Raw genomic sequence first — 25,345 nt, 5'->3', positions numbered from 1 at the left:
CCAGGAGGCGTGATCCTATGAACCTATCCCAATTTATTCTGATCCTTCAGGCCCGTCGCAAAGTGATCCTGCTCATTCTTGCAGTCACGGTGGTCGTGACGCTGGCGGTCAGCTTGGTCTTGCCCAAGCAATACAAGGCGACCTCGTCCGTGGTGCTCAATTACAAGGCTTCCGATCCCGTGACCGGTCTGGTGGTTTCGCCCCAGGCCCTGCCGGGCTTCATGCCTACGCAGGTGGCAATCATCAACAGCCCGTCGGTGGCGCTGGCGGTGGTCGATAGCCTCAAGCTGACACAACAGCCGGCAGTCAAGGATGCTTACGATGCCGATGATCACGGCGAGTTGGACATCCGTAACTGGTTGGCCGCTCTGCTGCTGAAAAAGCTTGATGCCGTCGCGTCCAAGGAGAGCAGCGTCATCGATATCACCTACCGGGCCGAAGATCCGCAGTTTGCTGCGCTCATTTCCAATGCCTTCGCCGCTGCCTACCAGAATGTCAGCATGCAGCTGAAGCTGGATCCGACCCGCAAGGCTTCAGTGTATTTCAACGACCAGGTCAAAGTCCTGCGCGATGCCTATGAGCAGGCGCAGACCAAGCTGTCGAAGTATCAGGAAGAGCATGGCATCACCAACCTGGATACCCGTACTGACGTCGAAAACAATCGCCTCAACGATTTGTCGACCCAACTGGTGATGGCGCAAGGCGCACTGGCAGAAGCCCAGTCCCGTCGTCGCCAAGCCGCCGGTGGTGGGGCAGGCGAGTCGCCGGACGTCAACTCCAACGCGCTTATCCAGAATCTCAAGGCCAACCTGGCCAGCTCGGAGGCTCGCTTCGAACAGGCAGCCAAGCGACTGGGTGCCAATCATCCGGACTACCAGTCGGCCAAGGCTGAGCGCGATGGTCTGCGTGCCCAACTGGCGGCCGCCACGTCGGCGATTTCGGCCTCGGTGGGTAGTAATGCCACCATCCTGGCCAAGCGCGAATCTGAAGTCCGCGCCGAGTTCGAGGCCCAGAAGCGCAAGGTGCTGGAGATGAATCGCACCCGTGATGAATTGTCGGTGCTGACCCGCGAGCTGGAAAGTGCGCAGCGTGCCTACGAGTTGACCACGCAGCGCTTCGCACAGACCAACCTGGAAGGTCAGTCCAACCAGTCGGATATCTCTCTGCTGTCGGCGGCGGTTCCCCCGGCCAATCCCTCCAGCCCACGTATTTTTGTGAATCTGGTGTTGTCGATTTTCGTCGGCTTCATCCTGGGCGTGATGGCCGCCCTGGGCCTAGAACTGACCAACCGTCGCGTGCGTTCAGAACATGATCTGGTTGAAGAGCTGGGCCTGCCGGTGCTGGGTGCTATCACTCGTCCCGCCGCTGCGGCACGCCGCGGTCGATTCGGCTTTGGTCGCTCAAAGCCAGTGTGAGTGCGGACGGCTTTCGTTCATCGATAAAAAATATGAATCCCCGGGAATAACATGACTACTGCAACGTTGACCTTCAATGAAGGCGCATCCCTGCCGAACCGCTCCATTGGTGCGATCCTGGTCGATAGCGGCAAGCTCTCCCCCGAAAACGCGGAACGTATCCTGCGCCTGCAGCGCGAGCGTGGTCTGCGCTTCGGTGATGCGGCGATCCAATTGGGGCTGTTGACCCAGTCCGATATCGATCAGGCGCTGTCGCGCCAGTTCGACTACCCTTATCTGCTCAAGGGCGAAAGCAAGGTCAGCGAGAAAGTCGTTGCGGCCTTCAATCCCTTCAGCAAGCAGGTCGAGGCGCTGCGTGCCCTGCGCAGCCAGTTGATGGTGCGATGGTTCGACGTCGACGGCAAGCACAAGTCGCTGTCGATCGTGAGCCCCGAAAGCGGGGAAGGGCGCAGCTTCATCGCCTCCAACCTGGCGGTCGTTTTCTCGCAGTTGGGCGAACGTACCTTGCTGATCGATGCCGATATGCGTCACCCGTGCCAACATGAGCTGTTCGGCCTGGACAATCGCAACGGCCTGTCCGGCGTGATCGCCGGGCGTTGCACTGCAGCCGATGCGCTCCAACGCGTTCCGGATCTGCTGGACCTGTCGGTGTTACCGGCTGGTCCGATCCCACCCAATCCGCAAGAGCTGCTCGGTCGTCCCAATTTCACGCAGATGCTTACCGATTTTGCACAGGAGTTCGATGTCATTCTGGTGGACACGCCATCCGGCACGCAATACGCCGACGGCAACATGATCTCGGCCCGTACCGGTGCGAGCCTGGTGGTGGTGCGCACCAACGTCACACATATCTCTGCAGTACGTACCTTGACCGACAACCTGACCAGTGCACATGTGGCCGTGGTCGGTAGCGTCGTCAACGAGTTCTGACGGCTGCCTGTCCACGCGAGAAAGTCAAGATGACTGCAGACACCGTCCGCCCGATGTCCGAACCGAGGTTTTCCGGCTTGCCCTGGTTGGTGATCGCGGCAGGCCTGGCGGCGATGTACATTCCAAGCTTCATCGATCTGTTTCATGGAGTGTGGGGGACCGAGCGCAATGCGCATGGTCCGATCGTACTGGCGGTAGCATGCTGCTACCTGTTCGTACGGGTAAGGCAGCTGTTGCAAGAAGGATTGATCGAACGTCGCCCCGCGCCAGTTCCGGGCGTACTGTTCCTGCTGCTGGGTCTACTCAGTTTCGTGCTGGGTCGGTCCCAGACCGTACTGTTTCTGGAAGCCGGTTCCCTGATTCCCATCCTGATGGGGATCGTGCTGTTGCAATTCGGTGTGCGTACCTGCCGGCGCCTGTGGTTTGCGTTCTTTTTCATGCTCTTCATGGTTCCCCTGCCGGCCTCCGTGGTAGACCTTCTGACGCAGCCGTTGAAGATCGGCGTGTCCTATGTCTCGGAGCAGGTATTGCGCCTGTTGGGCTATCCCATCGCGCGTAGCGGTGTGATTCTCTACATCGGCCCATACCAGTTGCTGGTGGCCGATGCCTGCGCGGGCCTCAATTCCTTGTTCACCCTGGAAGCGCTGGGTCTGCTGTATATGAATCTGGTACGCCACCAGTCACTGTTGCGCAACGTGCTGCTGGCAATCCTGATCGTGCCGATTTCGTTTACCGCCAATACCGTGCGTGTGATGGTGCTGGCGCTGATTACTTTCTACCTGGGTGATGCCGCCGGGCAGGGCTTCCTGCATGGCTTTGCCGGCATGCTGCTGTTCATGGTCGCACTAGGGCTCATCATTGCCCTTGACGGCTTGCTGCGCTGGATCGCCGTGCGCCACGCGAGCTGGAGGGGGCGCATCGCGCCCGTGGCCGTGCAGCGACAGCGGGTGGTTACGGCGGATCGTGCAAGCGACAAGTTTGTCATGAACATTCGGCTGGCCGTGCCGATGGCGATCATCATGGCGCTGTCGGTGGCGGCGGCGGGACTTCTAGTGCCGCATGATGTCCAGATAGTGAAGAACGCCAAGCTTTCGACCATCGTGCCGATGCGGTTCGGTGACTGGCGCGAAATGCCATCGCCTTTCCTGCAGGTCGATGTGGGGCTGGATGACGGTACTGGTCGCAATCCTGATCAACCTTATGACGATGTACTCGGTCGGACCTATGTCAACAGCCATGGCCAGATGGTGATGCTGGCCCTGGCCTATGCCAACGAGCAGACCCAGGACGTCAAGATCCACCTGCCGGAGGTCTGCTACGTTGCCCAGGGTTTCAAGCTCAAGGACGAGCAGAGGATGCAGATGCCCTTGCGTGGCGAGGCTTCTCCGATCACCGGCTCGCGCTTCGTCGCCACTCAGAAGAATCGGATCGAGGCCGTCAGTTATTGGGTGCGCATCGGCGATGGCTTTCCCAATGGGGGCCTGGCGGCGCGCTGGAAAATTTTCAAGGATGGCATGGCAGGCCGGGTTTCGGACGGAATTTTGGTTCGCGCCTCCAGCCTGATGCCGGAAATGGGGGGCGAGGCCGAAGCCTTTGCCTTGCAACAAAAGTTCCTGCAGGACCTCGATGCTGCCATGCGTAACGGCCATCCAGGCCTGCTGGTGCCAGCCTGAGTAAGGTTTGATGGCAATGGCGGGTTCAGGCTGGCTTCGCTCCAGGGGCGGACGTCGTTGGCTGAACACAGGCAATGTCTGTGCAAGTGCTTGCCCCCGGAGCTGACACGATGATTGTGCGAGTGGCCGACAAGCTAGCCGTTCGTCAAGGAAGAAATGATGAGAAGACTTAACCTCCCACCCTCAGAGCTGAAGTTCCTGCTTGCCGCCTGCGTCATCGCAGCCATGGCGGGCTTGGTGCTGCCCGTGGTGGCCGGCCTTCTGGAGGGGAGCTATGCGCGCCTCGCCGCCTTGCCGGCACTGCTGATCTTCGGCGGGCTGTTCCTCTTCAACAAGCGCCTGTTGTTGCTGATCGTCCTGCTGCTGCGGGCATCCGGGGACATCGTGCTCGAGTCGACACGAGTCGGGTCCGGTGGCAGTCTGTCGCTCGGTCTGGGTGGGGCCATCAATGCGCTGATCATCTTGATCGCTTTCCTCTTCTTCATCGAAAAGCCCAAGCTGCTGCCGCGCAAGGCCTGGCTGTACTGGATGATTCTGATGGCAGTGGCGGTTGTCGGCATGGCCGTGTCGCCCGACAAGGGCGCGGCGCTCAAGATCGTGCTGGGCCTCTGCTCCTATTTCGCAGTGTTTGTCTGCGCGTTCTACCTGGTGCGTACCCCCGAGGAATTCAGGTCAATGATCCTGCTGATCCTCGCCTCGTCGCTGATTCCGGCACTCTATGGGCTGGTCAGCACCGCGCTCAATGCACGCGGCGGCCTGAGCGGGTTCCGTTTGCAAGGCACCTTCGGCCACCCGAATATCTTTGCCTTCTATCTGACCCTGGTGATCGCGCTGGGTCTATACGTGATCAAGAGCGCCGAATTCAAACTGGACCAGTTCAAGCGGTTCATGCTGGCCGGATACCTTGGGGTGCTCTTCCTGTTGCTGCTGCTGACCCAGACCCGAAGCGCATGGGTCGCGTGTTTCCTGATCTTCTTCCTGTATGGCTTGAAGTTCGAGCGGCGTTACCTGGTCTACATGCTGGTGCTAGGCACATTGGCGCTGATGATACCCAGCGTGCAGGAACGTATCCTGCAGCTGGATTCGGGCAACACCGTCACCACTTATGCCAAGCTCAATTCATTCGCCTGGCGGACCTACCTGTGGCAGTCCGGATTGAACTGGATGACGCCCTCGCACTATCTCTTCGGCTATGGAGTGGAGTCCTTCCCGTTCTATTCGGGCATGTTCTTCCCGCTGGCCGGCGGCGTGAAGTGGGGGGCACACAGCGTCTTCGTCCAGTGGTTCTTCGATACCGGAGTGATAGGCATGGTGGCTTACCTTGCCATCTTCTATCAGGTCATGCGGGTGCTGCTGCGCTACTACGCCGTGGACCAGTTGGGTGCAGTGATCCTGATCTGTACATTGATTGAGTACTTGGTGGTTTCGGCTTCGGACAACATGCTTGCCTACCTCGCCTTCAACTGGTATTTCTGGCTGGTGATGGGGATGGGCTGGTCGGTCTATGCCAACAGCGAGGCCGGCAAGCTGGAAGCCACGAAGAAGAAACGCACATTGCTGCCACCGGTTCCTGCTGCATCTTCTTGAAACCAGGTTCGGTCGCTTCATGCCGAACCAACTAGAACCACCGAGAACCATCGATATCCGTACTCCGGTCATTCCCGCCGGGGCATGCATTCGCCATCGACCCTGTCATGACAAAGAAAATCGCTTACTTCATCAACCAGTATCCCAAGGTCAGCCATAGCTTCATCCGTCGCGAGATCGCTGCGGTGGAGCTGCAGGGCTTCGCCATTGACCGCATTGCCCTGCGTGGTTGGGACGCCGAAGTGGTGGATGAGGACGACCGGGCTGAGCGCGACCGCACGCGCTATATCCTCAAGCGTGGCGTGGTCGGATTGCTGGCGCCGATGCTGCGCCAGGCGCTGGCCAATCCCAAGGGCTTCGTGGCGGCGCTGGGGCTGGCCTTCAAGATGTCGCGCCGAGGCGAGCGCGGGCTGATCTATCATCTGGTTTACTTGCTGGAAGCCGCGCAGGTTGTGGAGTGGACGAGCGACTTCGGTGCAACCCACATCCATGCCCATTTCGGTACCAACTCCACCGAGATCGTCATGCTGGCCCATTGCATGGGCGGACCTTCCTACAGCTTCACCGTGCATGGCCCGGAGGAATTCGACAAGCCGCTGGCATTGGGGCTGGACGAAAAGATCCGACGTTCCGCCTTTACGGTAGCAATCACCTCGTTCTGCCAGAGCCAGTTGTATCGCTGGGTAGAGCAAAGCGTATGGTCCAAGGTGGCGATCGTCCACTGCGGACTGGATCGTGGTTTCTACTCGGATGCGCCGGTGCAGGCCCAGGCCGCCGCACGCCTGGTGTGCGTGGGACGCTTGTGCGAACAGAAGGGACAGTTGTTGCTGGTCGAGGCGGCGGCTATGCTTCACCGCAAGGGTATGTCCTTTGAGTTGGTGCTGGCCGGCGACGGTGAGATGCGTGCGCAGATCGAGGAGCGTATCCGCCATCACGCATTGCAGGACAAGATCCGTATCACGGGATGGATCAGCAGCCGTCAAGTGCGTGACGAACTGCTTGCCGCCCGCGCCATGGTGCTGCCCAGCTTTGCCGAGGGCCTACCGGTGGTGGTGATGGAGGCCATGGCCTTGCGCCGGCCGGTGTTGACCACCTTCATCGCCGGGATTCCGGAGCTGGTGCTGGATGGCGAAAACGGCTGGCTGTTCCCGGCGGGTGACGTGGAGCGTCTGGTGGACTCCATGCAGTCCTGCCTGCAGGCCTCACCTGAGCAATTGCAGCGCATGGGGGATGCCGCGCACATCCGTGCAGTAGCTCGCCACTCCATTGATACCGAGGCTGCCAAGCTGGCTGCCTTGTTTGACAGCCACGCCGGGAAAACGGCAAATCCGCAGGGAGCGGCGGCATGAGCATGGTGCACACCAAGCATCAGGACATCGCCTCGCTGGACGGGTGGCGTGCCGTTGCCATTGTCATCGTTGCGACCAGTCACGCCGGTCTGGGCAAGATCGTACCCGGTGGCCTCGGCGTGACCATTTTCTTCTTCCTCAGCGGCTACCTGATCACGACCTTGCTGCTGCGCGAATTCGCCGTCAGCAGTTCGATCAACATCAAGCATTTCTATCTGCGTCGTTTACTGCGGCTGACGCCTCCCTTGCTGCTGGTGCTAATCCTGACATACTTGCTGACTTACCTTGGGTGGTTCAAGGGTTATGCGACCTGGCAAGGTTTTTTTGCCCAGCTGTTTTATTTCGCCAACTACTACGGGCTGTTCTTCGACGCGGCGCATACAGTGCCATTGGGGACAGGAGTATTCTGGTCGCTCGCGGTGGAGGAGCATTTCTATTTCTTCTTCCCGGCCTTGTTGCTGTTGATGTTGCACCGGGCGCAGCGCAAACATATTCCACTTTACCTGGGGCTGGCCTGCATATTGTTCCTGGCATGGCGCTGTTATCTGGTTCTCGGAGCGGGGGTTGCGGTCGAGCGGACCTATTATGCGACCGACACCCGCATCGATTCCATGCTGTATGGTTGCATCCTGGCCACTCTGCAAATATCCGAGCGCTGGCAGCAAGCCTTGCAGAAGCCTGGCGTGCGAACCTCTGCCATGGTGCTCGGGGCGGTCTTGCTGCTTGCTACCCTGCTGGTGCGTAACGACGCATTCCGCGAGACCATTCGTTATTCGCTTCAAGGCATCGCACTGATTCCCCTTTTCTATTATTCGGTCAACAACCCTGGCCTCTGGCCGTTCCGCTGGCTCAATGCCTATTGGGTGCGACGCGTCGGCATCTATTCCTATTCGATCTATCTGGCCCATTACGTCATGCTCAATAACGTTGACTGGGTCTCGCGCCATGCGGCCGTGAACGTATTGGTCGCGCTGTTCATTTCCTGTCTGTTTGCAGTAGCGGTAGATCGCTTCGTCGATGTCCCATTGCGCGTGATCCGAGCTCGGCTTCGTTAGTCCGACGCTGCCTGAGAAAGCCCATTACATGGTCACACACCACAAAAACCCTGCTCTCGATAAAGTTGCTCGCGATTCATCTGTACCTTCGCTTGCCGCCAGTCAGACCCAGCCTCAGTTGCATCCGAAGTACCGCCCAGATATCGACGGCTTGCGCGCCATCGCCGTCGGTTCCGTGGTGATCTTCCATGCCTTCCCGGAATGGTTTAAAGGCGGCTTCATTGGGGTGGACATCTTTTTTGTCATCTCCGGTTTCCTGATTTCGCTGATCATCTTCAATAACCTGGAGCATGGCCGCTTCAGTATCGTCGATTTCTACATCCGTCGAGTCAAACGCATTTTCCCGGCATTGATGACGGTGATGGTCCTGTGCGCGGCGGCTGGAGGAGCCATCCTCTTTGCCGATGAATACCGGCAGTTGGGTAAGCACCTGCTGGGCGGCTCCACCTTCATTTCCAATATCCTGTTCTGGCGCGAGAGCGGTTACTTCGACAACTCCGCCGAAACCAAACCGCTGTTGCATCTGTGGAGCCTGGCCATCGAGGAGCAGTTCTATCTTTTCTGGCCTCTGCTGCTGGCCTTTGTCTGGAAGCGTAAATGGGGCTTCCTGCGCATCATTGCTGTGATTGCGTTGGCGTCCTTCATCATCAATCTGTATCTGATCCGGCATGACCAGACTGCCGCTTTCTATTCGCCTTTCGCCCGCTTCTGGGAGTTGATGGTGGGCGGCGCACTGGGCTATATCAACCTGCACAGAGCTGACTTGAATGCGCGTTACAAGGACGTGCAGTCCTGGCTGGGCGTGATGTTCCTGGCAATCGGATTCGTTCTGCTCAACGGATCACGCAGCTTTCCAGGATGGTGGGCTTTGCTGCCATGCATCGGGGCTTTCCTGCTACTCTCCGCCGGACCGGGAGCCTGGTTCAACCGCAAGGTACTGGCCAGCAAGCCCATGGTCTGGATCGGTCTGGTCAGCTATCCGCTTTATCTCTGGCATTGGCCGTTGCTGGCCTTTACCGCCATCATTGCAGGGGAAACCGCACCCCAGCAGTGGCGGCTGATCGCCATGATCGTCGCAGTGTTGCTGGCATGGGGGACCTTCCTGTTCATCGAGCGGCCGTTGCGCCATGCCAGCGGGATCAAAGTGGTACTGGTCTTGTTGGGTATCAACATCGTTGTTGGTGCTGCCGGCGCCATGATCTATGTCAACGGCGGTTTTCCGCAGCGGGCCATCAACGACAAGCTCGACTATCTGGCACGTACCGATGTGTTCGAAGGCTCGCGCAACTCCGATGGTAGTTGCGCACGTCTGAATCAACTCAGCGAAGTCAGCGAGGAAGTGTGCCTGTCCAACTCGGCGCAACCACAGGTGTTGTTCGTGGGCGACAGCCATGTGATGGCATTGCACTCAGCCGTCTTCAGCCGTCAGGTGGCTCTGCCGTCCATCATGGTGGCCGGCCATGCTTGCCGCATCTACCCCAACCTGCCTTATGAAGCTGCCAACGTGCGACGTTGGTCCAACAACTGCACGGAGATTGCCAGGCAGGCCATCGATGTCGGGGCCAAACTGCCGTCGATCCAGACGGTCGTCATCAGTGGTGCCTACCCACGCGGCAACCTGGATTTGCCCTCGCAGTACAAGGTGAGCGGACATCCAATCTCGCAGCGGGAAGCCTTCATGGCGGGCTACGGTGCGTTGATCGAGAGTTTCATCGCGCAGGGCAAGCGGGTCGTCTTCGTGGCCGATGTGCCTTACCTGAAGCTCGATCCACACTCCTGTGTCAATCGCTTCGGCGCAGAACCAACGCGCGAATGTGCCTTCACCCAAGCAGAGCACGATCAGATACGCAAATCCTATGACGCGGCAGTTGCTGAATTACGTCAACTGCATCCGAAGGCCACGGTATTCGATCCCGTGTCACTGTTTTGCAAGCAGGGAAAGTGCCAGTCCAAGGTCGATGGCGCCTACCTCTACAACGACGATCAGCACATCAGTTTGGCCGCTTCGACGTACTTGCTGCAGTCGATGCAACGGGATGGCTTGTTGCCTCCCACGCAGGCCAAATGAAAAAGCCGCCGTCAGTTCGACGGCGGCTCGAATGAAATGCAGTGTACGTCAGTTGGCCTTGAGCAATTGACCGCCTACTGCAGTACTGTTGCCCACGCCGCTCTGGGCATACAGCACGATGCGAGGTGAGTTGGCATTCCAGGTAAAGGTTTTGCTTTCACCGTTGGCCAGATAGCCGCTGTCGAAAACCACTTTACCTGCCAGTTGGTCATAGACACTCATGCGCAGCTTGCCGCCGTTGGTAGCCCGGGCGGTCAATGTGTAGCTTGCCCCCATGACCGGTTTGGCCCAGGTCACGGCATTCATGCCGCGATTGCTGTAGTTGACCACTTCCGATACGGAACTGGTTGCCGGAAACACGACTGCCTGGTCCCATGAGCTGAAACTGCCCGGGACGCCGCCGGATTGTTGAGTCCAATTACCGCGCATGGACAGCAGGTTGAGGTTCTGGCTGGGCGTGAAGCGGTTACCGTTGCCATCGATCCAGCCTTCCGCGCTGACCACACGGCGCAGGGCTGCCCGCACCGATTGCAGCTCGTTGGCGACGGTGTTGTTCCAGCCATTGGGCGCCGGGTTGGCGTCGGAGCCGATCTCGGCATAGATGACGAAGGGTGTACCGATGTTGGCGTCGACGATATAGGCGCCGTAGCGCTTAAGGGTCTCCGCGATACGGCGCACTTCGGGATTCGTGATCCTGCTGGTATCGAAGCCTGGGGGCAGCATGACCAGGCTGCCCTCCGGAATGCTGCCCTTGTTGCGGGTCGCAGCATAGGTGTCGGCTGAGGTGGCCGGGAAAACGTAGGCTGGATTGGGGCTCAGGCCTGAATAGCTCAGCGACATGGCCAGAGCGTGTTGGTAGTAGTCCGGTTTTAGCGCTGCTTCGTGGGTACGGATGATGCCCGCCGCAGCAGGTACTCCGGTGGCGCGTGCGCCTTGATAGTAATGGCCGGGTTCCGGCCAGCCGCGGCCGTCAATTCTGGTCCAGGCATACATGGCAGCGGTCCACTGAGTGCCTTCCTGCTTGAGCTTGAACAGCGAATGGACGATGCCCGTGGTCGGGTCCACGATGTCGGCGTGGCCGTCGGTGCCGGGAGCGGCCTGGGCCGAAGCAGGCCAGTGCGGAATGGTAACGTCGTGGTAGTTCTCGTCATCGGTATTGAACAGACCCTTGCTGCCGGTGAGTCCCTTGACGGTGACTGGCGGGTCGTCGGGCGAGGCTAGAAAGATGCCAGTGGAATAGGTTTTATTGGTAACAGCCGGGAAATAGGTGTCGGTCGGGATGACAAAGCTATCGAACACCGGATTGACCGGTCGGCTGTTCCACAGCGAATCGGCGGCGAAGGGCTTGAGATAGCTGCCCCATTCTTGCGCCCAGGTGGGCGCAGTGGAAAGCAGGGCGGTCACCGCCAGGGTAAGTTGAAGACGCCGTAGCGTTTTTGGTGGCCGTAACATGAGCAGCTCCTGTGAAGATGGAATAGCGATGATCTGGGTCAACAGATTAAGTTCGACATATCCGGAAATGTAAGCAATTTAGCGGGACAGGTGAAAAGTATAGCGAGCATTGCACTCGAGTATTGTCGGAAGGTTCAAATTGGGCGTGCTTTTTATTGCAAAATTCTTTCGAATTAAGTGAAAGAAAATTTTGGGCTACTGGACGGGATAATTATTGTCGCGATGCAGCAATTTTGTGATTGACTATCGCATAATGGAGTTGTTTTACTGTCGGAGCGCGGCGCTCAGTCAGTTCCTGTGGCAAAAATGATCCCGCAGGCGCGGCTGTTTATGGCAAGGAGCAGAGCTGCTCATGCAGTCGAGCAAAAAATTGCCTTTGGGTAATCAAAAATGCGAGCTTGTGCTTGCGGCCGCGCTCTCGGTTTCACATGGAAATGGAATATTGATGATCATCGTGATGCTGCAAATGTTGTTGTTGGCGGGGCTGGTGCTGCTGGCAATACCTGTCCTGGTGTTGCTGGTACAAGTCTTCTCCGCGCACTGGACTGCCACCCGTCCGGCGGCGTTGAGCGCAATGCGCCCGCGCATTGCTGTGCTGGTGCCGGCTCACAATGAAGCTGGCGGTATTGGCGAAGTGGTGGCGGGTATCCGCAGCCAGTTGGTCGCTGCCGACCGCTTGCTGGTGGTGGCGGACAACTGTTCTGACCAGACCGCGCACATCGCCCGCGAAGCCAGTGCAGAAGTCACTGAACGCTTTCACGAGGAATTGCGCGGCAAAGGCTATGCACTCGACCACGGTATTCGTCAATTGGCAGCAGATGCGCCGGACGTGGTCATCATCGTTGACGCCGATTGCTATCTGGGCGCCCAGGCACTGGAAACGATCGCGCGCACCTGCGTGCAATCGAATCGCCCTGTTCAGGCGCTCTACCTGATGCATGCACCGGAAGGTGGCAGCCCGATGCGCAAAATTGCCGAGTTCGCCTGGCTGGTCAAGAACCTGGTGCGCCCACTCGGCTTCCAGAAGCTGGGCCAGCCTTGCCAGCTGATGGGCACCGGTATGGCCTTCACCTGGCAGCAGATCAGCCAGGCCAACCTGGCCACCGGCCATATCGTGGAAGACATGAAGCTGGGAGTGGATCTGGCTGAGGCAGGCCAGCCACCGCTATTCTGCCCCGAGGCCATGGTCTACAGTTTCTTCCCCTCCAGCGATAGCGGGGTCAGCACCCAGCGTACGCGCTGGGAACATGGTCACCTGAGCGTGATTCAGTCTTACGTACCGCGCTTGCTGGCTGGCGCTGTCAAGCGGCGCAATGCTGCCCTGGCGGCATTGGCGCTGGATCTGAGCGTACCGCCGCTGGCATTGCTGGTAATGCTGGTGGTACTGGCCTGGGGCGTGAATGCCGTTGTTTGGCTGGTATCGGGCCTGGTGTGGCCCTTGCTTCTGTCCAGCTTGCTGGTGGTGTCGATTGGTGTGTCGGTCTTGCTGGCGTGGTCGGGCTACGGTCGCAAGGTCATCGGCCTGGGCGAATTGCTTGGCGCGTTCGGCTATGTAGCGCGCAAACTGCCCTTGTATGTCAAGTTTCTTTTCAATCGCCAGGTGGCATGGGTAAGGTCAAAACGTGACTCAGAATAACGTCTATCAAATCGCGCCGGAAGCGGTGTCACATGCGCCAGTCGTGCATCTGCCCGATTTTAACCGCGATGTCTTCTGTATCCTGGGCCTGCCATTTGATCGAGTCAGCCTTGCCGATGCCGAACGCATTACGCGCGCTGCAGTGGAACGGCGACAGCGCTGCTTTCTGTCCACGCCCAACCTGAACTTTGCGATTGCCTGCCTGGAAGATCCGCAATTCCGCTTATCGGTCATCCAGAGCGATCTTTCCATTGCCGACGGCATGCCGCTGATCTGGATCGCACGTGCCACCGGCTTGCCGCTCAACGAACGGGTGGCCGGTTCCTCGCTGTTTCAGAGCCTGCGCCAGGCAACTTTATCAGCCGGTAGTGAGCCGATGCGCGTGTATTTCTTTGGCGGTCCGCCGGGTGTGGCCAAAGCCGCCAGCGAAAAGCTCAATGCCAGTGCATCGGCGATGACTGCGGTGGGATTTGATAGCCCCGGCTTCGGTACCATCGAAGAGATGAGTGACACCGCCAGTATCGAACGTATCAACGCCAGTGGCGCCGACTTCCTGGTGGTGGCCCTCGGTGCCAAGAAAGGCCAGGCATGGATCCAATACAATCTGCCCCGGTTACGCGTGCCCTTGGTCAGTCACCTTGGTGCGGTCGTCAACTTCGTCGCCGGTACCGTCTCGCGTGCGCCGGTCTGGGCTCAGAAGACCGGCCTGGAGTGGCTCTGGCGCATCAAGGAAGAACCCAAGTTATGGCGTCGTTATTGGGATGATGGCGTCGGCCTGCTCACGCTGCTGGTCGATCGCGTCTTCCCTCTGGCACTGGCAGCTCGGCGGCAGGCGCCGGTGGTCACCCAATTCGAAGCGGCACACATGGCGGTGGAAGAGCAGGAGGGCGATTGCATCCTGCGCCTGTCCGGCGCCGTGGGGCAAGCCAACATCGGACGCTTGCGTGCGCTGTTGCCGGAGGCGGCCCGCTCATCAAGCCCGCTGGTGGTGGATTGCACCGCTCTGGTTCATCTCGACAGCGCAGCCCTGGCGTCGCTGATGCTGTTGTATGGCGCATGTCGTGCCGCCAAACGACCGTGGGCCGTACTGGGTGTGTCGCCGGAACTGCGCAAGCAGTTTGGGCTGCACTGCGCCGAATATCTGTTACAGCCGTCGGCATGAGCGGACGCCGTTTCGCATAGACCGCTAGCGCAGCAGGGTAGCCGGGACTTGGTCGGCACCTGTTGGAGTCGTCTACCTGAGTAGCACCGAACACCTATCGTCAATAGAAGAGGCATTCATGAAAGCAATGATTCTGGCAGCCGGCAAGGGAACCCGGGTTCGCCCCCTGACCTATGCGCTGCCCAAGCCGATGATCCCCATCCTGGGCAAGCCGGTGATGGAATACCTGATCGAACACCTGGTGAAGTTCGGCGTCCAGGACATCATGGTCAACGTCAGCTACCTGCACGATCGCATCGAAAACTATTTCGGCGAAGGGCAGCGTTTTGGTGCGCGCATCGGCTATTCCTTCGAAGGCTATGTGGACGACGACGGCCAGGTCTTTCCCAATCCCATCGGCTCGGCCGGTGGCATGAAGAAGATCCAGGAATTTGGCGGCTTCTTCGACGAGACCACCCTGGTCATCTGCGGCGATGCCCTGATCGACCTCGACCTGCATTCGGCATTGTTCGAGCATCGCCGCAAAGGCGCGCTGGTGAGCGTGATCACCAAGGAAGTGCCGATGGAACAGGTGTCCAGCTATGGCATCGTGGTCGCTGAGCCGGACGGCAAGGTCAAGTCCTTCCAGGAAAAGCCTACCCAGGAGGAGGCTTTGTCCAATCTGGCCAGTACCGGCATCTACATCATGGAGCCGGCGGCGCTGGATCTGATCCCCAAGGACAAGTTCTTCGACATCGGTGCGGACCTGTTCCCGCTGCTGGTGGAGAAGCAGTTGCCGTTCTATGCGCAGAAGCGTTTCTTCAACTGGATCGATATCGGCAACGTCACCGACTTCTGGTCGGTACTGCAGAGCGTGCTCAAGGGTGAAGTGGCGCAGATGTACGTGCCGGGCACGCAGATCCAGGAAGGCGTCTGGGTGGGCTTGAATACCCGCATCGACTGGGAAGGCACGACCATCGAAGGCCCGGTCTATATCGGCGCCGGCTCCCATATCGAGGCCGGTTCCACCATCGTCGGTCCGGCCTGGATCGGTCATGGCAGCCATATCTGCAGTGGTGCAGAAGTGATCCGCAGCGTGCTCTTCGAATATACTCGCGTAGCCAGTGGCACCAGGTTTGAAAACAGCGTCGTCTACGGTGCCTACAGTGTCACCCATGACGGCGAAATGAAACATACGTCCGATCAGCCGGACGAACAATGGAACGATGCACGGGACCGCCGCCTCAAACCGCGCACTGAAATTCAGGAAACAAGGAGTGCCTAATGTCTAATACCAAAATCTATCCCGTCATCTTGTCCGGTGGTTCGGGTACCCGCCTGTGGCCGTTATCGCGTGCGGCTTATCCCAAGCAGCTGCTGCCGCTGGTGAGCGAGCAGACCATGCTGCAGGAAACCGTGGCACGTGTTGGTAGCTGGGCCGAAGTGCAGGCGCCGCTGATCGTTTGCGGCAACGAGCACCGCTTCATGATCGCCGAGCAGATGCGCGAGATCGGTGTGCGCCCCCTGAGCATCATGCTGGAACCGCAGGGCCGCAATACTGCGCCGGCGGTCGCCGCCGCGGCTCTGCATCTGCAACGCCTGGACCCTGAGGCCGTCATGCTGGTGCTGCCGGCCGACCATGTCATCACTGACGTCCTGTCTTTCCACGAAGCCGTGCGCCGCGCGCTGGTGTCGGTGCAGCAAGGCGCGCTGGCGACCTTCGGCATCGAGCCGACCCAGCCGGAAACCGGTTACGGTTATATCCTGCGCGGTGCCGCGCATGCTGCCGAGAGTAGCAACTTCATGGTGGACCGTTTCGTCGAGAAGCCCGACCTGGCGACCGCCACCGGCTTCCTGCAACAGGGAGGGTATTACTGGAACAGCGGCATGTTCCTTTTCAAGGCGCGTGATTATCTGGCAGAACTGGAAGTGCACCGTCCGCTCATCGGCGCTGCCGTCAAGGACGCCGTGGCCAAGGCCTACAATGATCTCGATTTCTGCCGTCTGGACGAGGCCGCGTTTGCTGCATCCCCCTCGGAGTCCATCGACTATGCAGTGATGGAAAACACGGCCCGTGCCGTGGTGGTGCCGGCTTCCATCGGCTGGAGCGATGTCGGTTCCTGGAGCGCTTTGCATGAAGTGCTGCCTGCCGATACAGAGGGCAACGTGGTGCGCGGTGACGTGCATCTGAACCAGGTCAAAAATACCCTGGTGCGTGCCGAGAGTCGCATGGTCGCGGTGCTGGGCGTGGAAGATCTGGTCGTGGTGGAGACCGATGATGCCGTGCTGGTGGCGCATCGCGACAAGGTACAGGACGTCAAGTCCTTCGTGGATACGCTCAAGAACGCCAAGCGCACCGAACACGTCCATCACAAGCGCGTCTTCCGCCCCTGGGGCAGCTACGAAAGCGTCGATTCGGGTGAGCGCTTCCAGGTCAAGCGCATCATCGTCAAGCCGGGCGAAAAGCTCTCGCTGCAGATGCATTACCATCGTGCCGAGCACTGGGTCGTGGTCAGCGGATCGGCTTTGGTCACGCGTGGCGAAGAGCAGACCCTGCTGAGCGAAAACGAGTCGATCTATCTGCCCATTGGCGTCACGCATCGTCTGGAAAACCCGGGCAAGCTGCCGCTGCACTTGATCGAGGTGCAATCGGGCAGTTACCTGGGCGAGGACGATATCGTGCGCTTCGATGACATCTACAAGCGTGCCTGACGTAGCGGCCGCGCAATGAAAAAGGAGAGCATCCGTGCTCTCCTTTTTTTTCGTTCGCGCCACCCGTGTTGCCTGTGGCGGGCCGATTCAACTGTTGGCGAAGGACCTGCTGGATACGGTCTTTGCGCTTGCGCCCGCGCTGCCTGCATGCAGGGCTACAAGCCGCTCTGCCAGCGCTGGCCCGGCCTGGATGCAGGCTGGATACTTCCATGTGCCTTTCACGAAGAGGGTGCGATCCAGTGCCTCCAGGAAGCGATCGATACGCACCGACATCATCTCATCCACCCCGGTGACGGCGCGCTGCACGTTGGCATCAAGCTGGGCCAGGTCCTTGACCACGAAAGCGATTTCCGGCTTGGAATAGAAGGACTCCCCCAGCACTACGGTCGGCTTCTTGCGGCGCACGGCTTGCAAGCCCACCGACGAGTTGATCACGAACACCATGGTAGCGCGATCCAGCAGCAATTCGATGTCGAACTTGCGCAGCCAGATCACATCCGGGTATTTCTGGCGCAGTTCACTGTAGTCGTAGCGTCCCAGGTCTTCGGGGTGTTCCTTGACGATGATGGGATAGTCCGGTCCGCAGGTACGGCGAATGGCGGCATGCACGGTCTCGAAGAACTCCTCCACCGAATGCACCAGCCTGGAGTTAAGCAGAACCTGGGTATCGTCGTGGACCTGCAGGGGGACGAAAGCAAAGTGCTCCGGCAGCGTGACCTGGTCGTTCGGGATGGCAGCGCGTTCACGCTTGATCTGCCAGGTCTTGATGCGGCTGGAACCGCGTTGTTCCGGATACTGGGTGTAGTAGCCGAGATGGGTACGATGGGCCAGCGCGATGGCCGCCAGTTGCGTGCGGGTCAGAGAGCGGATTTCGAGGGCCGGGGCTGGCTGAGCCTCGCTGCTCGAAGGTGGCTGGGACTGGGCTTGTGCAAGAACGGCATCGTAGTCCAGCGCCGCCAGGGTGGCGGAGGCATTCACGCCGGCCAGGTCGGCTTGCAGCGTGTTGGCGAAGTAACCGTTCTCCAGGTAGACCACCGGAATATCTTTGCGTCGGCACAGGACACTGATGACCTGGCCGATGTGGTCCTGGCCATTCCAGAGCACGAACAGATCCGGCGCCTCTGCATCGATGAAGCGCTGGACGTAACGCGCGACCGCATTGACCCGTCCATGCCACTCGGTCAGGCTGCCACCGTGCTTGAGTTGCATGAAGTTGACCATGTCCTTCACGTCGTCCTGCGGGAACAGAATGTTCTGCTCCTGGGCGCTGCCGTCCAGCGTTTCCAGATTGCGCGGGAAGAGCTGCGCAGTGTTCTTGGATAACAGCTTGTGGTCATGCGGCAGAAAATTCAGGTAGCGCACCTGGTGGCCATGACGCTGTTCCAGGCAGTTACCGGTGCTGAGCATCAGCGGCACGAACATGTCGGCCAGGACAAAGATGGCAATTTTCATCGAGGATACCCGTTCGGAAAATGGATCATTTCTTGATTCGTTTGAAGGCCAGGCGGAAGAACTCCTTGGCTGCGGCCCGCTGGAACAGGGCTACCGTGATCAGCCAGAAGAGCGCACCGGCCCCAGCCAGCAACGTAAAGAGCAGCGTTCCCGTGGCCGGGATGCGGTTGCGGCAGAACATGACAAAGAGCATCATGCCCACGCCGGAAAGCAGCGACGGCAGCAGCGCCACCAGGAAGTCCTTGAGCCCGATGGCGATCAGGCGACAGGCGAAATAGAAGGTCGGGAAGGCCATTGCCACCGATACCGCCAGATAGGCCAGCGCCAATCCCCGTACGCCGCCTTGTTGTGCGCCAAGCACGAAAGCCAGCACATACAGCGGTGTACCGATCAGCGACAGGCGCAGCATCCAGCCGGTCTTGCCCAGTGCCATAAAGACCGGGGCGGCCACACTGGTGATCACCTGCAGATAACCGACCAGGCCCAGGAAAAGCAGGATATCGCCCACCAAGGACCACTTTGGGCCAAGGAAGACCGCCACGAACAGGTCCGACAGGCTGGCCACTCCGAACATCATCGGCGCTGCCACGAAGGAAATCAGGCTCAGGGAGCGCAGTGTCAGGCTGGACAGGTAGGTCAGGTCGTCCTGGCGCCGGCTCATTACCGGAAACAGCGAGCGCACCGCCACCCACGAGATGTTCTGCACCGGGAACAACATGAGCTTGTAGGCCAGCGAGTAATTGCCCAGGATAGTCGCCCCCAGCATCTTGCCGACCACGAAGCTGTCGGCATTGCGGAATACGTAGGCCGCCATCTGGTTGCCAGCCATTGCTCCGCTGAAGGAAAAGACGCTGCGAATCGATGCGCGGTCGAAGATCATCTTCGGTCGCCACGGCGAATAGCGCCATAGCAGCAGGGTCGTACAGACCGCCGTGATCACCGCCTGCGCCGTCAGGCTCCATACACCGGCACCCTGGAAGGCCATGGCCAGCGCGATGGCCAGCGACAGCAGCGAGGCTGCCGATTCGATGCCAGCAATGAGGCGGAAGCGCGACACCCGCTCCAGCAAGGCCTGATGCACCATTGAACTGGCGGCCACCGGGAAGGTGATCGCCAGTACCCACAGCACATGGGTCAAGCGCGGCTCGCCGAAGGTGGACGACATGAAGGGCGCTGCCAGCCACAGCAGCAGCATCAGTACCAGCCCGCCGATCATGTTGAGCCAGAACACCGACGAGCTATCGTTGTCGTGCAGCTCTGCCTTTTGGATGATGGCGGCGGCCGTGCCCATATCGCGCAGGATGAAGGCGAGATTGGTCGCGATGCCGGCCATTGCCATGAGGCCGTATTCGGAAGGCGGGATCAGCCTCGTCAACACAAACATGTTGACGAGCTGGGAGCCGATCTTGACGAACTGCGTTATCGCGATCCAGCGGACGTTGGAAGCTGCGCTCATGCCGCTCCCCGGGATGCCAGGCGGCAAGCCCGCAGGCCTGCGGTTGACGTCGATAGTACCGTGCCTGAAGACTTGCCCGCCTCGATGGGAGCGGCCATGCTCAATTCGTATCCAGCTCGGGCAGGCCCTTGATCAGATCGTCCACTGCCTTGACCTGCTCAAGGAAGGGCTTCAACTGGGAGAGCTTCAACGCGCTTGGACCGTCGCACAAGGCTTTGGTCGGATCGGGATGCGCCTCCAGGAACAGACCCGCCAGGCCCAGTGCCATGCCTGCACGCGCCAGTTCGGTGACCTGGCCGCGACGGCCACCCGAGGCGGCTGCGCCGGATTCACGCTGTTGCAGCGCATGCGTGACATCGAAGATCACCGGCTTGTTGCCGCTGACCTGTTTCATCACGCCAAAGCCGAGCATGTCGACCACCAGATTGTCGTAGCCGAACTGGGCGCCGCGGTCACACAGCATGACGTTGGTGTTGCCGCCTTCTTCGAACTTCTCGACGATGTTCTTCATCTGCGGTGGGCTGACGAACTGCGGCTTCTTGATGTTGATGACCTTGCCGGTCTTGGCCAGCGCGATCACCAGGTCGGTCTGGCGGGCCAGGAAAGCGGGCAGCTGCAGCACGTCGCAGACGCTGGCTACTTCGGCAGCCTGGTAGGGTTCGTGCACGTCGGTCAGTACCGCCACGCCGTGCGCCTTCTTGACGGCTTCGAAGATCTTCAGGCCGGCGTCCAGGCCGGGGCCGCGGTAGCTCTTGATGGAGGAACGATTGGCCTTGTCGAAGGAGGCCTTGAACACATAGGGGATGCCCAGTTCCTTGGTGATGCGCACGTATTCACCGCAGACATCGACGGCGAACTGTTCGGATTCCAGTACGTTGATGCCACCAAAAAGGACGAAGGGCAGTTCGTTTCCAACCTCGATATCAAAGATCTTGATCATGTTCCGTTTCCTCATACAGGAGGTGATTGTTCAAATTGCGGCGTCGACCGGGTCGCGCCTGGAGGGGGAGAATACTTGGGTTTGCGCAGAAATCACAGACGCTTGGCGTCCAGCAGCTTGAGTACGCCCACCACGTGCTGTTCCTGGTTCAGCGCCACCAGGGCGGTGATGTTCAGTTCCAGCATCTTGGCTTCGGCGTCGACGAACATCTCGCTTTCCGGGACGGTCTTGGGCGAGCGGTTCATCAGGTCGGCGGCGGTGATGTGATAGATGTCCTTGCGGGCGGCCAGGGCGCGGCGCAAGTCACCGTCGGTGATCACGCCACTCAGGGTCTGGCGCTTGCCGTCATCGCTGACCAGGGCCATGCCCAGGCCACCTTCGGTCATCTGGCCGATCACATCGATGAGGGGAGTGTCGTGCATGACCCACGGTACCTGGGTGTGCATCACATCCTTGACGCGTGTCAGCAGGCGCTTGCCCAGGCTGCCGCCCGGGTGGAAGCGGGCGAAGTCGTTGGGCTTGAAGTCACGCTTCTCGATCAGCGCCACGGCCAGGGCGTCGCCCATCACCAGGGTGGCGGTGGTGGACGTGGTCGGGGCCAGGTTGTTGGGACAGGCTTCGCGCGGTACCGAAACATCCAGGACCACATCCGCATTCTTGCCCAGGGTCGAATTGCGCTTGCCGACGATGGCGATGATGCGCAGGCCGAAGTGGCGCAGGGAAGGAATCAGGCGGATCACCTCTTCGGTCTCGCCGCTATAGGAGATGAGGATGGCGGTATCGGCCTCGGTGAACATGCCCAGGTCGCCGTGATAGGCCTCGCCCGGGTGCACGAAGAAGGATGACGTGCCGGTAGAGGCGAGGGTGGCGGCGATCTTGCTGCCGATGATGCCGGACTTGCCCATGCCGGAGACGATCACGCGACCGCGGGTGCTGTACATCAGATCGACGGCTTGTTCGAATTCATCGGCCAGGCGCTCGGCGATCATGCTCAAGGCTTGCGCCTGTTCCTGGAATACCCGGATACCGGTTTTTCTCATGGTGTGCTCACTTGTTTCTGTAGGGGCGGTTCACTGCGTCATGCGGCTCATGGCCTGGGCATAACCAGCAACGCTGTCATAGATGGCAGAACGGTTCTGGGCGTTCAATACACTGTCGGAAAATTCCCGGAAAGCGCCGTGGCCGCCGGGCTTGGCCAGCACGATGCGGGCATGGCGCTTGACGTAGTCAGGTGCGTCACCGACGGCGACCGGCCAGTCGCAGGCGGCGAAGCCGGGCAGGTCGATGCTGTCATCGCCGATCATGGCCGTGGCTTCGCGACCGACGCCGTATTGCGCCATGATGTCCTGGCAGGCGGCGGCCTTGTCCTTGGCACCGAGGTGGAACACGGTGATGCCCAGGTCGGCCAGGCGACGTCTTAGCGTGGCTGAGTCACGGCCGGAGATCACCGCCACGTTCACACCGGCTTCCTGCAGCATCTTGATGCCCATGCCATCGCGCACGTGGAAGCGCTTGAGGCATTCGCCACTGTCGTCGTACCAGATGCCGCCGTCGGTGAGCACACCGTCGATATCGGTGATCACCAGCTTCAGGTCCGCCAGGCTACCGGCTTTGAGCGCCGGATCGGGCAGGCCAGCCATCAGGGCGCGTACGCGCTCCAGGCAGGCCGGCGTATCCACGCCAGTGGCGGCGTGATCGACTTCGATGACGCGGATCTGCCAGCCGGCATCCATGATGCGCAGCTGTTCCAGCATTTCCGCGCGTTCCAGCTCGCTGGCTGGCAATTCCGGGAAGGCCGCCAGCAGTTCGGCGCGATAGGCGTACACGCCGATATGCTTGAAGTAGCGGGTCTTGCCGGTGGACTCGCGTTCGAAGGGGATGCATGCGCGGCTGAAATACAGCGCGTCACCCGCACGATTGCGTACCACCTTGACGGTATTGGGGTTCTCCGCCTCGCTGGCACTGATCGGATGGCAGAGAGTGCCGACCTGCACTTGCGGTGCGCCCAGCATGGCTTGCAGCAGGCTGCGCAGGTGCGCCGGATTGACCAGCGGTTCGTCACCTTGCACGTTGAGATAGAGGTCGGCCGGGTGGTGTTGCATGACCTCGCGCAGACGATCGGTACCGGAAGGGTGGTCAGGCGAGGTCAGGACGGCCTTACCGCCGAAGGCGGTGACCGCCGCCACGATGCGTTCATCGTCGGTGGCCACCACCACATCGGCCAGTTCTTCCAGGGTCTTCACGCGTTCGTAGACATGCTGGATCATGGGCTTGCCCAGGATATCGGCCAGCGGTTTGCCGGGCAGGCGGCTGGAGCCGAAGCGTGCCGGAATGACAGCGATACAGCGCATGCGGGGCCTCAGGCGCGAGCCGCTGGGCGCAGGGCCAGCGTATCCGTCTTCGGCGTGCAGTTCGATATGTTCATCATGGAAATGCTTTCAGGTGAGAGGGTTGGTTCGCCAGATACATCCATACAGGCTGGTGCACGACGTGCTCCGAGCGGCAGGTCGCGGATGACTGCGCTTGCATGGCCCGGCTGCGTCCCATGCATTGTTCATCATTCTCACGAAGCGACGCGGCAGGATGGGCATGGCGGCATTTGTTCTTGTCGTGGATCGTTGCGTAGACCTCAGGTCCACATTTCCCCGTGATCGCCCGGTGGCAACTGCGCGAGGAACTGTGATGTTCTTATCTGGCCAGGTGCAATGATTCAAAGATGAAGGAAAAAGTTCCTGCGGATTTTGCTGGCTGGAAATTTTCCCGGCATTTGCTGGTAGTTACTGGCTTGTTCGACAAATTTATCATATTGTTGCGCTGCACAGTCGCATTTTTGCCGTAAATGCTGCGCTGAACTGGGGCATAATTTTTGTTGCCATCGAGTGAACATTTTCTGGCAAATGATGACAATACGACAAGTTAGTGTTTGATGCCGAGAGAAGATTGAAGAATGAGCGATTTTGAGAGGAAACAAGATGTCGCGGGACCCTGACTGGCTGGCTGATCTGGAGCGCTATAACCTGCGCCGTCCTTTCCTGAAAGAACAATCGATCTGGGCCGTCTGGGTCTATCGCTGGGGCCGGCGTATCGAGGCAAGACCGCCTGGTTTCGGCCGCAAGCTGCAGAACGCACTGTATTGGCCACTGTTCCGACTCACCGAAACCGCCTTTGGCATCAGCCTGCCGCGGGGCGCCAGGATTGGTCCCGGCCTGCGCATCTGGCACTTCGGCAATATCTTCATCAATGATCAGGCTGTCATCGGTGCGCGCTGCACCTTGCGCCAGGGTGTCACCATCGGCAACCGCCATGCGGGTGGGCCTTCGCCAGTCATTGGGGATGATGTCGAGTTCGGCGCCTATGCTCAGGTGCTTGGTGGCATCCGTCTAGGAGATGGGTGCAAGATCGGGGCTATGTCGGTGGTGTTGCACGACGTACCTGCCGGCGCCACGGTGGTGGGGGCACCGGCCCGTGTGGTTTCAGCTGCGGCAAGGATCGACGAAGTCTGATCCCGCACGCGCTTGCGACTCTTTCAGCCAGGCCCGCAGATCATGCGGGCCATTTTTTTGCGCCGGCCGGAATGGAATGCGACATTCCATTTGCTCGCAGACCTGCACGAATCTCACTCCCAAATGAAAAAACGCCCGATTGCTCGGGCGTTTTCTCTGCGTATCGCCTTGCTGCTGATCAGGCGGCAGTCATGCCCATGGGCATGGACAGCTTCTGGTCGCCGCGACGACGGCGCCATGCCATCATGCCCACGAAGGCCAGGCCACCCAGCATCATGGCGGTGGTGGAGACTTCCGGGACCGACGAGGTCAGGGTCAGGTTGCCGCCGTAGGTGCCCTTGCCGGTCACATTCAGGGAGTAGGAGCCTGCGGTCAGCTTGGAGGAATCGACGCTGAAGGTGATGACGGTGTTCTTGAGGCCGCTCGGCGAGCTGGTCGACGTACCCGTTGCTATCGTCGTGTTGGTCGTGGTGTTGATCAGTGTATAGCTAGTCAGGCCGCCGCCGTTCGTGGTGTTGAACGTTGCGGTGACGGCAGACGACAGGTCGGTCAGGCTGGTGATGCTGAAGGTGTAGTTATCGCTGAAAGATTGCGAAGTGGCGTACTTCGGCGAGCTGAAGCTGGCGGTGCCACCAGTGGTGTCCAGCGCGAAGGTGGTTGCGTGGGCTGCAGTGCCAGCCATAGCCAATGCCAGCGCGACGGCGGAAGTGGCGAGAAGTTTTTTCATGGGATCAATCCTTTAAGTTCAAGACTATTTGTGAAGAGGATTGCGCGTGGCGCTCTCCATTCAAAAGCAAATCAACTCACTTTGATGCTGGATTGCCCTGTGACAACTGCGTCGTGGCCAATCTTTTGTTGCCAAAATGTTACCTAAATCCTGATCAATCCTGACCGGAATTAACAAAGGAAGTGTTGATGTCGGAAATATAACATTGAGACTAAGGCTGAGCAATAAAAAAGAGCCACAAATCTCACT

Annotated in this window: 19 protein-coding genes; 12 read left to right on the top strand and 7 right to left on the bottom strand. The window is 59.6% G+C overall.

Annotated features, from left to right (window positions below):
* Positions 1-17 precede the first annotated feature (17 nt).
* The 7 genes from epsF (at position 18) to I5R65_RS03220 (ending at position 10,077) form a co-directional block, all read left to right on the top strand.
* The gene (epsF, locus tag I5R65_RS03250; RefSeq protein WP_180668783.1) at positions 18-1,415 is read left to right on the top strand and encodes a chain length determinant protein EpsF; all 1,398 of its coding nucleotides are present in this window, start codon (positions 18-20) and stop codon (positions 1,413-1,415) included.
* Between the two features lie 51 nt (positions 1,416-1,466).
* Positions 1,467-2,345, top strand: a complete 879-nt coding sequence (gene epsG / locus I5R65_RS03245; protein WP_180668782.1) for a chain length determinant protein tyrosine kinase EpsG — start codon at positions 1,467-1,469, stop codon at positions 2,343-2,345.
* A gap of 29 nt (positions 2,346-2,374) precedes the next feature.
* A complete protein-coding gene (gene xrtB / locus I5R65_RS03240) occupies positions 2,375-4,018 on the top strand; it encodes an exosortase B (RefSeq protein WP_180668781.1) in 1,644 nt (547 codons plus the stop codon).
* Positions 4,019-4,177: 159 nt separating this feature from the next.
* A complete protein-coding gene (locus I5R65_RS03235) occupies positions 4,178-5,605 on the top strand; it encodes an O-antigen ligase (protein WP_180668780.1) in 1,428 nt (475 codons plus the stop codon).
* A gap of 107 nt (positions 5,606-5,712) precedes the next feature.
* Complete coding sequence (locus I5R65_RS03230; RefSeq protein ID WP_180668779.1) at positions 5,713-6,954, top strand: glycosyltransferase family 4 protein; 1,242 nt, start codon at positions 5,713-5,715, stop codon at positions 6,952-6,954.
* Entirely contained in the window at positions 6,951-8,009 is a 1,059-nt protein-coding gene (locus I5R65_RS03225) for an acyltransferase (protein ID WP_180668778.1), read from the top strand. The genes I5R65_RS03230 and I5R65_RS03225 overlap by 4 nt, the downstream gene beginning before the upstream one ends.
* A gap of 28 nt (positions 8,010-8,037) precedes the next feature.
* Positions 8,038-10,077 (top strand): acyltransferase family protein, encoded by a 2,040-nt coding sequence (locus tag I5R65_RS03220; RefSeq protein WP_180668777.1) that lies wholly within the window; start codon positions 8,038-8,040, stop codon positions 10,075-10,077.
* Between the two features lie 48 nt (positions 10,078-10,125).
* Here the strand turns inward: I5R65_RS03220 and I5R65_RS03215 are convergent, their stop codons facing one another.
* Positions 10,126-11,571 carry an Atrophin-1 multi-domain protein gene (locus I5R65_RS03215; RefSeq protein ID WP_231395042.1) on the bottom strand — a complete coding sequence of 482 codons (1,446 nt, stop codon included), beginning with the start codon at positions 11,569-11,571 and terminating at the stop codon, positions 10,126-10,128.
* Positions 11,572-11,974: 403 nt separating this feature from the next.
* Between I5R65_RS03215 and I5R65_RS03210 the strand changes: the two genes are divergently transcribed.
* The 4 genes from I5R65_RS03210 to I5R65_RS03195 all read left to right on the top strand — a co-directional run bounded on the left by I5R65_RS03210 (position 11,975) and on the right by I5R65_RS03195 (position 17,018).
* Positions 11,975-13,165 (top strand): glycosyltransferase family 2 protein, encoded by a 1,191-nt coding sequence (locus tag I5R65_RS03210; protein WP_180668876.1) that lies wholly within the window; start codon positions 11,975-11,977, stop codon positions 13,163-13,165.
* A gap of 43 nt (positions 13,166-13,208) precedes the next feature.
* On the top strand, positions 13,209-14,327 hold the full coding sequence (locus I5R65_RS03205; RefSeq protein ID WP_180668877.1) for a WecB/TagA/CpsF family glycosyltransferase: 1,119 nt from the start codon (positions 13,209-13,211) through the stop codon (positions 14,325-14,327).
* A 127-nt stretch (positions 14,328-14,454) separates the two neighbouring features.
* On the top strand, positions 14,455-15,591 hold the full coding sequence (locus I5R65_RS03200) for a sugar phosphate nucleotidyltransferase (protein ID WP_180668875.1): 1,137 nt from the start codon (positions 14,455-14,457) through the stop codon (positions 15,589-15,591).
* Positions 15,591-17,018: a mannose-1-phosphate guanylyltransferase/mannose-6-phosphate isomerase gene (locus I5R65_RS03195; RefSeq protein ID WP_180668776.1), complete on the top strand. Its 1,428-nt coding sequence runs from the start codon at positions 15,591-15,593 to the stop codon at positions 17,016-17,018. The genes I5R65_RS03200 and I5R65_RS03195 overlap by 1 nt, the downstream gene beginning before the upstream one ends.
* 87 nt (positions 17,019-17,105) lie before the next feature.
* Here the strand turns inward: I5R65_RS03195 and I5R65_RS03190 are convergent, their stop codons facing one another.
* The 5 genes from I5R65_RS03190 to kdsB form a co-directional block, all read right to left on the bottom strand.
* Positions 17,106-18,470 (bottom strand): capsular biosynthesis protein, encoded by a 1,365-nt coding sequence (locus I5R65_RS03190; RefSeq protein WP_180668775.1) that lies wholly within the window; start codon positions 18,468-18,470, stop codon positions 17,106-17,108.
* A 25-nt stretch (positions 18,471-18,495) separates the two neighbouring features.
* Positions 18,496-19,926, bottom strand: coding sequence for a lipopolysaccharide biosynthesis protein (locus I5R65_RS03185; protein WP_180668774.1), 1,431 nt, complete (start codon positions 19,924-19,926; stop codon positions 18,496-18,498).
* A gap of 100 nt (positions 19,927-20,026) precedes the next feature.
* Positions 20,027-20,866 carry a 3-deoxy-8-phosphooctulonate synthase gene (gene kdsA, locus I5R65_RS03180; protein ID WP_180668773.1) on the bottom strand — a complete coding sequence of 280 codons (840 nt, stop codon included), beginning with the start codon at positions 20,864-20,866 and terminating at the stop codon, positions 20,027-20,029.
* A 92-nt stretch (positions 20,867-20,958) separates the two neighbouring features.
* Complete coding sequence (locus I5R65_RS03175) at positions 20,959-21,906, bottom strand: SIS domain-containing protein (protein ID WP_180668772.1); 948 nt, start codon at positions 21,904-21,906, stop codon at positions 20,959-20,961.
* 30 nt (positions 21,907-21,936) lie between these two features.
* A complete protein-coding gene (gene kdsB, locus I5R65_RS03170) occupies positions 21,937-23,217 on the bottom strand; it encodes a 3-deoxy-manno-octulosonate cytidylyltransferase (RefSeq protein ID WP_180668771.1) in 1,281 nt (426 codons plus the stop codon).
* Positions 23,218-23,838: 621 nt separating this feature from the next.
* Between kdsB and I5R65_RS03165 the strand changes: the two genes are divergently transcribed.
* Entirely contained in the window at positions 23,839-24,369 is a 531-nt protein-coding gene (locus I5R65_RS03165) for a serine O-acetyltransferase (protein ID WP_180668770.1), read from the top strand.
* A 178-nt stretch (positions 24,370-24,547) separates the two neighbouring features.
* Here I5R65_RS03165 and I5R65_RS03160 read toward each other — a convergent pair whose 3' ends face one another.
* Positions 24,548-25,096, bottom strand: coding sequence for an FxDxF family PEP-CTERM protein (locus tag I5R65_RS03160; RefSeq protein ID WP_180668769.1), 549 nt, complete (start codon positions 25,094-25,096; stop codon positions 24,548-24,550).
* Between the last annotated feature and the right edge of the window lie 249 nt (positions 25,097-25,345).

Source organism: Herbaspirillum sp. AP02, from assembly GCF_015767275.1.
Classification (GTDB): domain Bacteria; phylum Pseudomonadota; class Gammaproteobacteria; order Burkholderiales; family Burkholderiaceae_D; genus Herbaspirillum.
The sequence above is the reverse complement of the archived record's forward strand: the minus strand, read 5'-3'. Positions and strand labels throughout refer to the sequence as shown.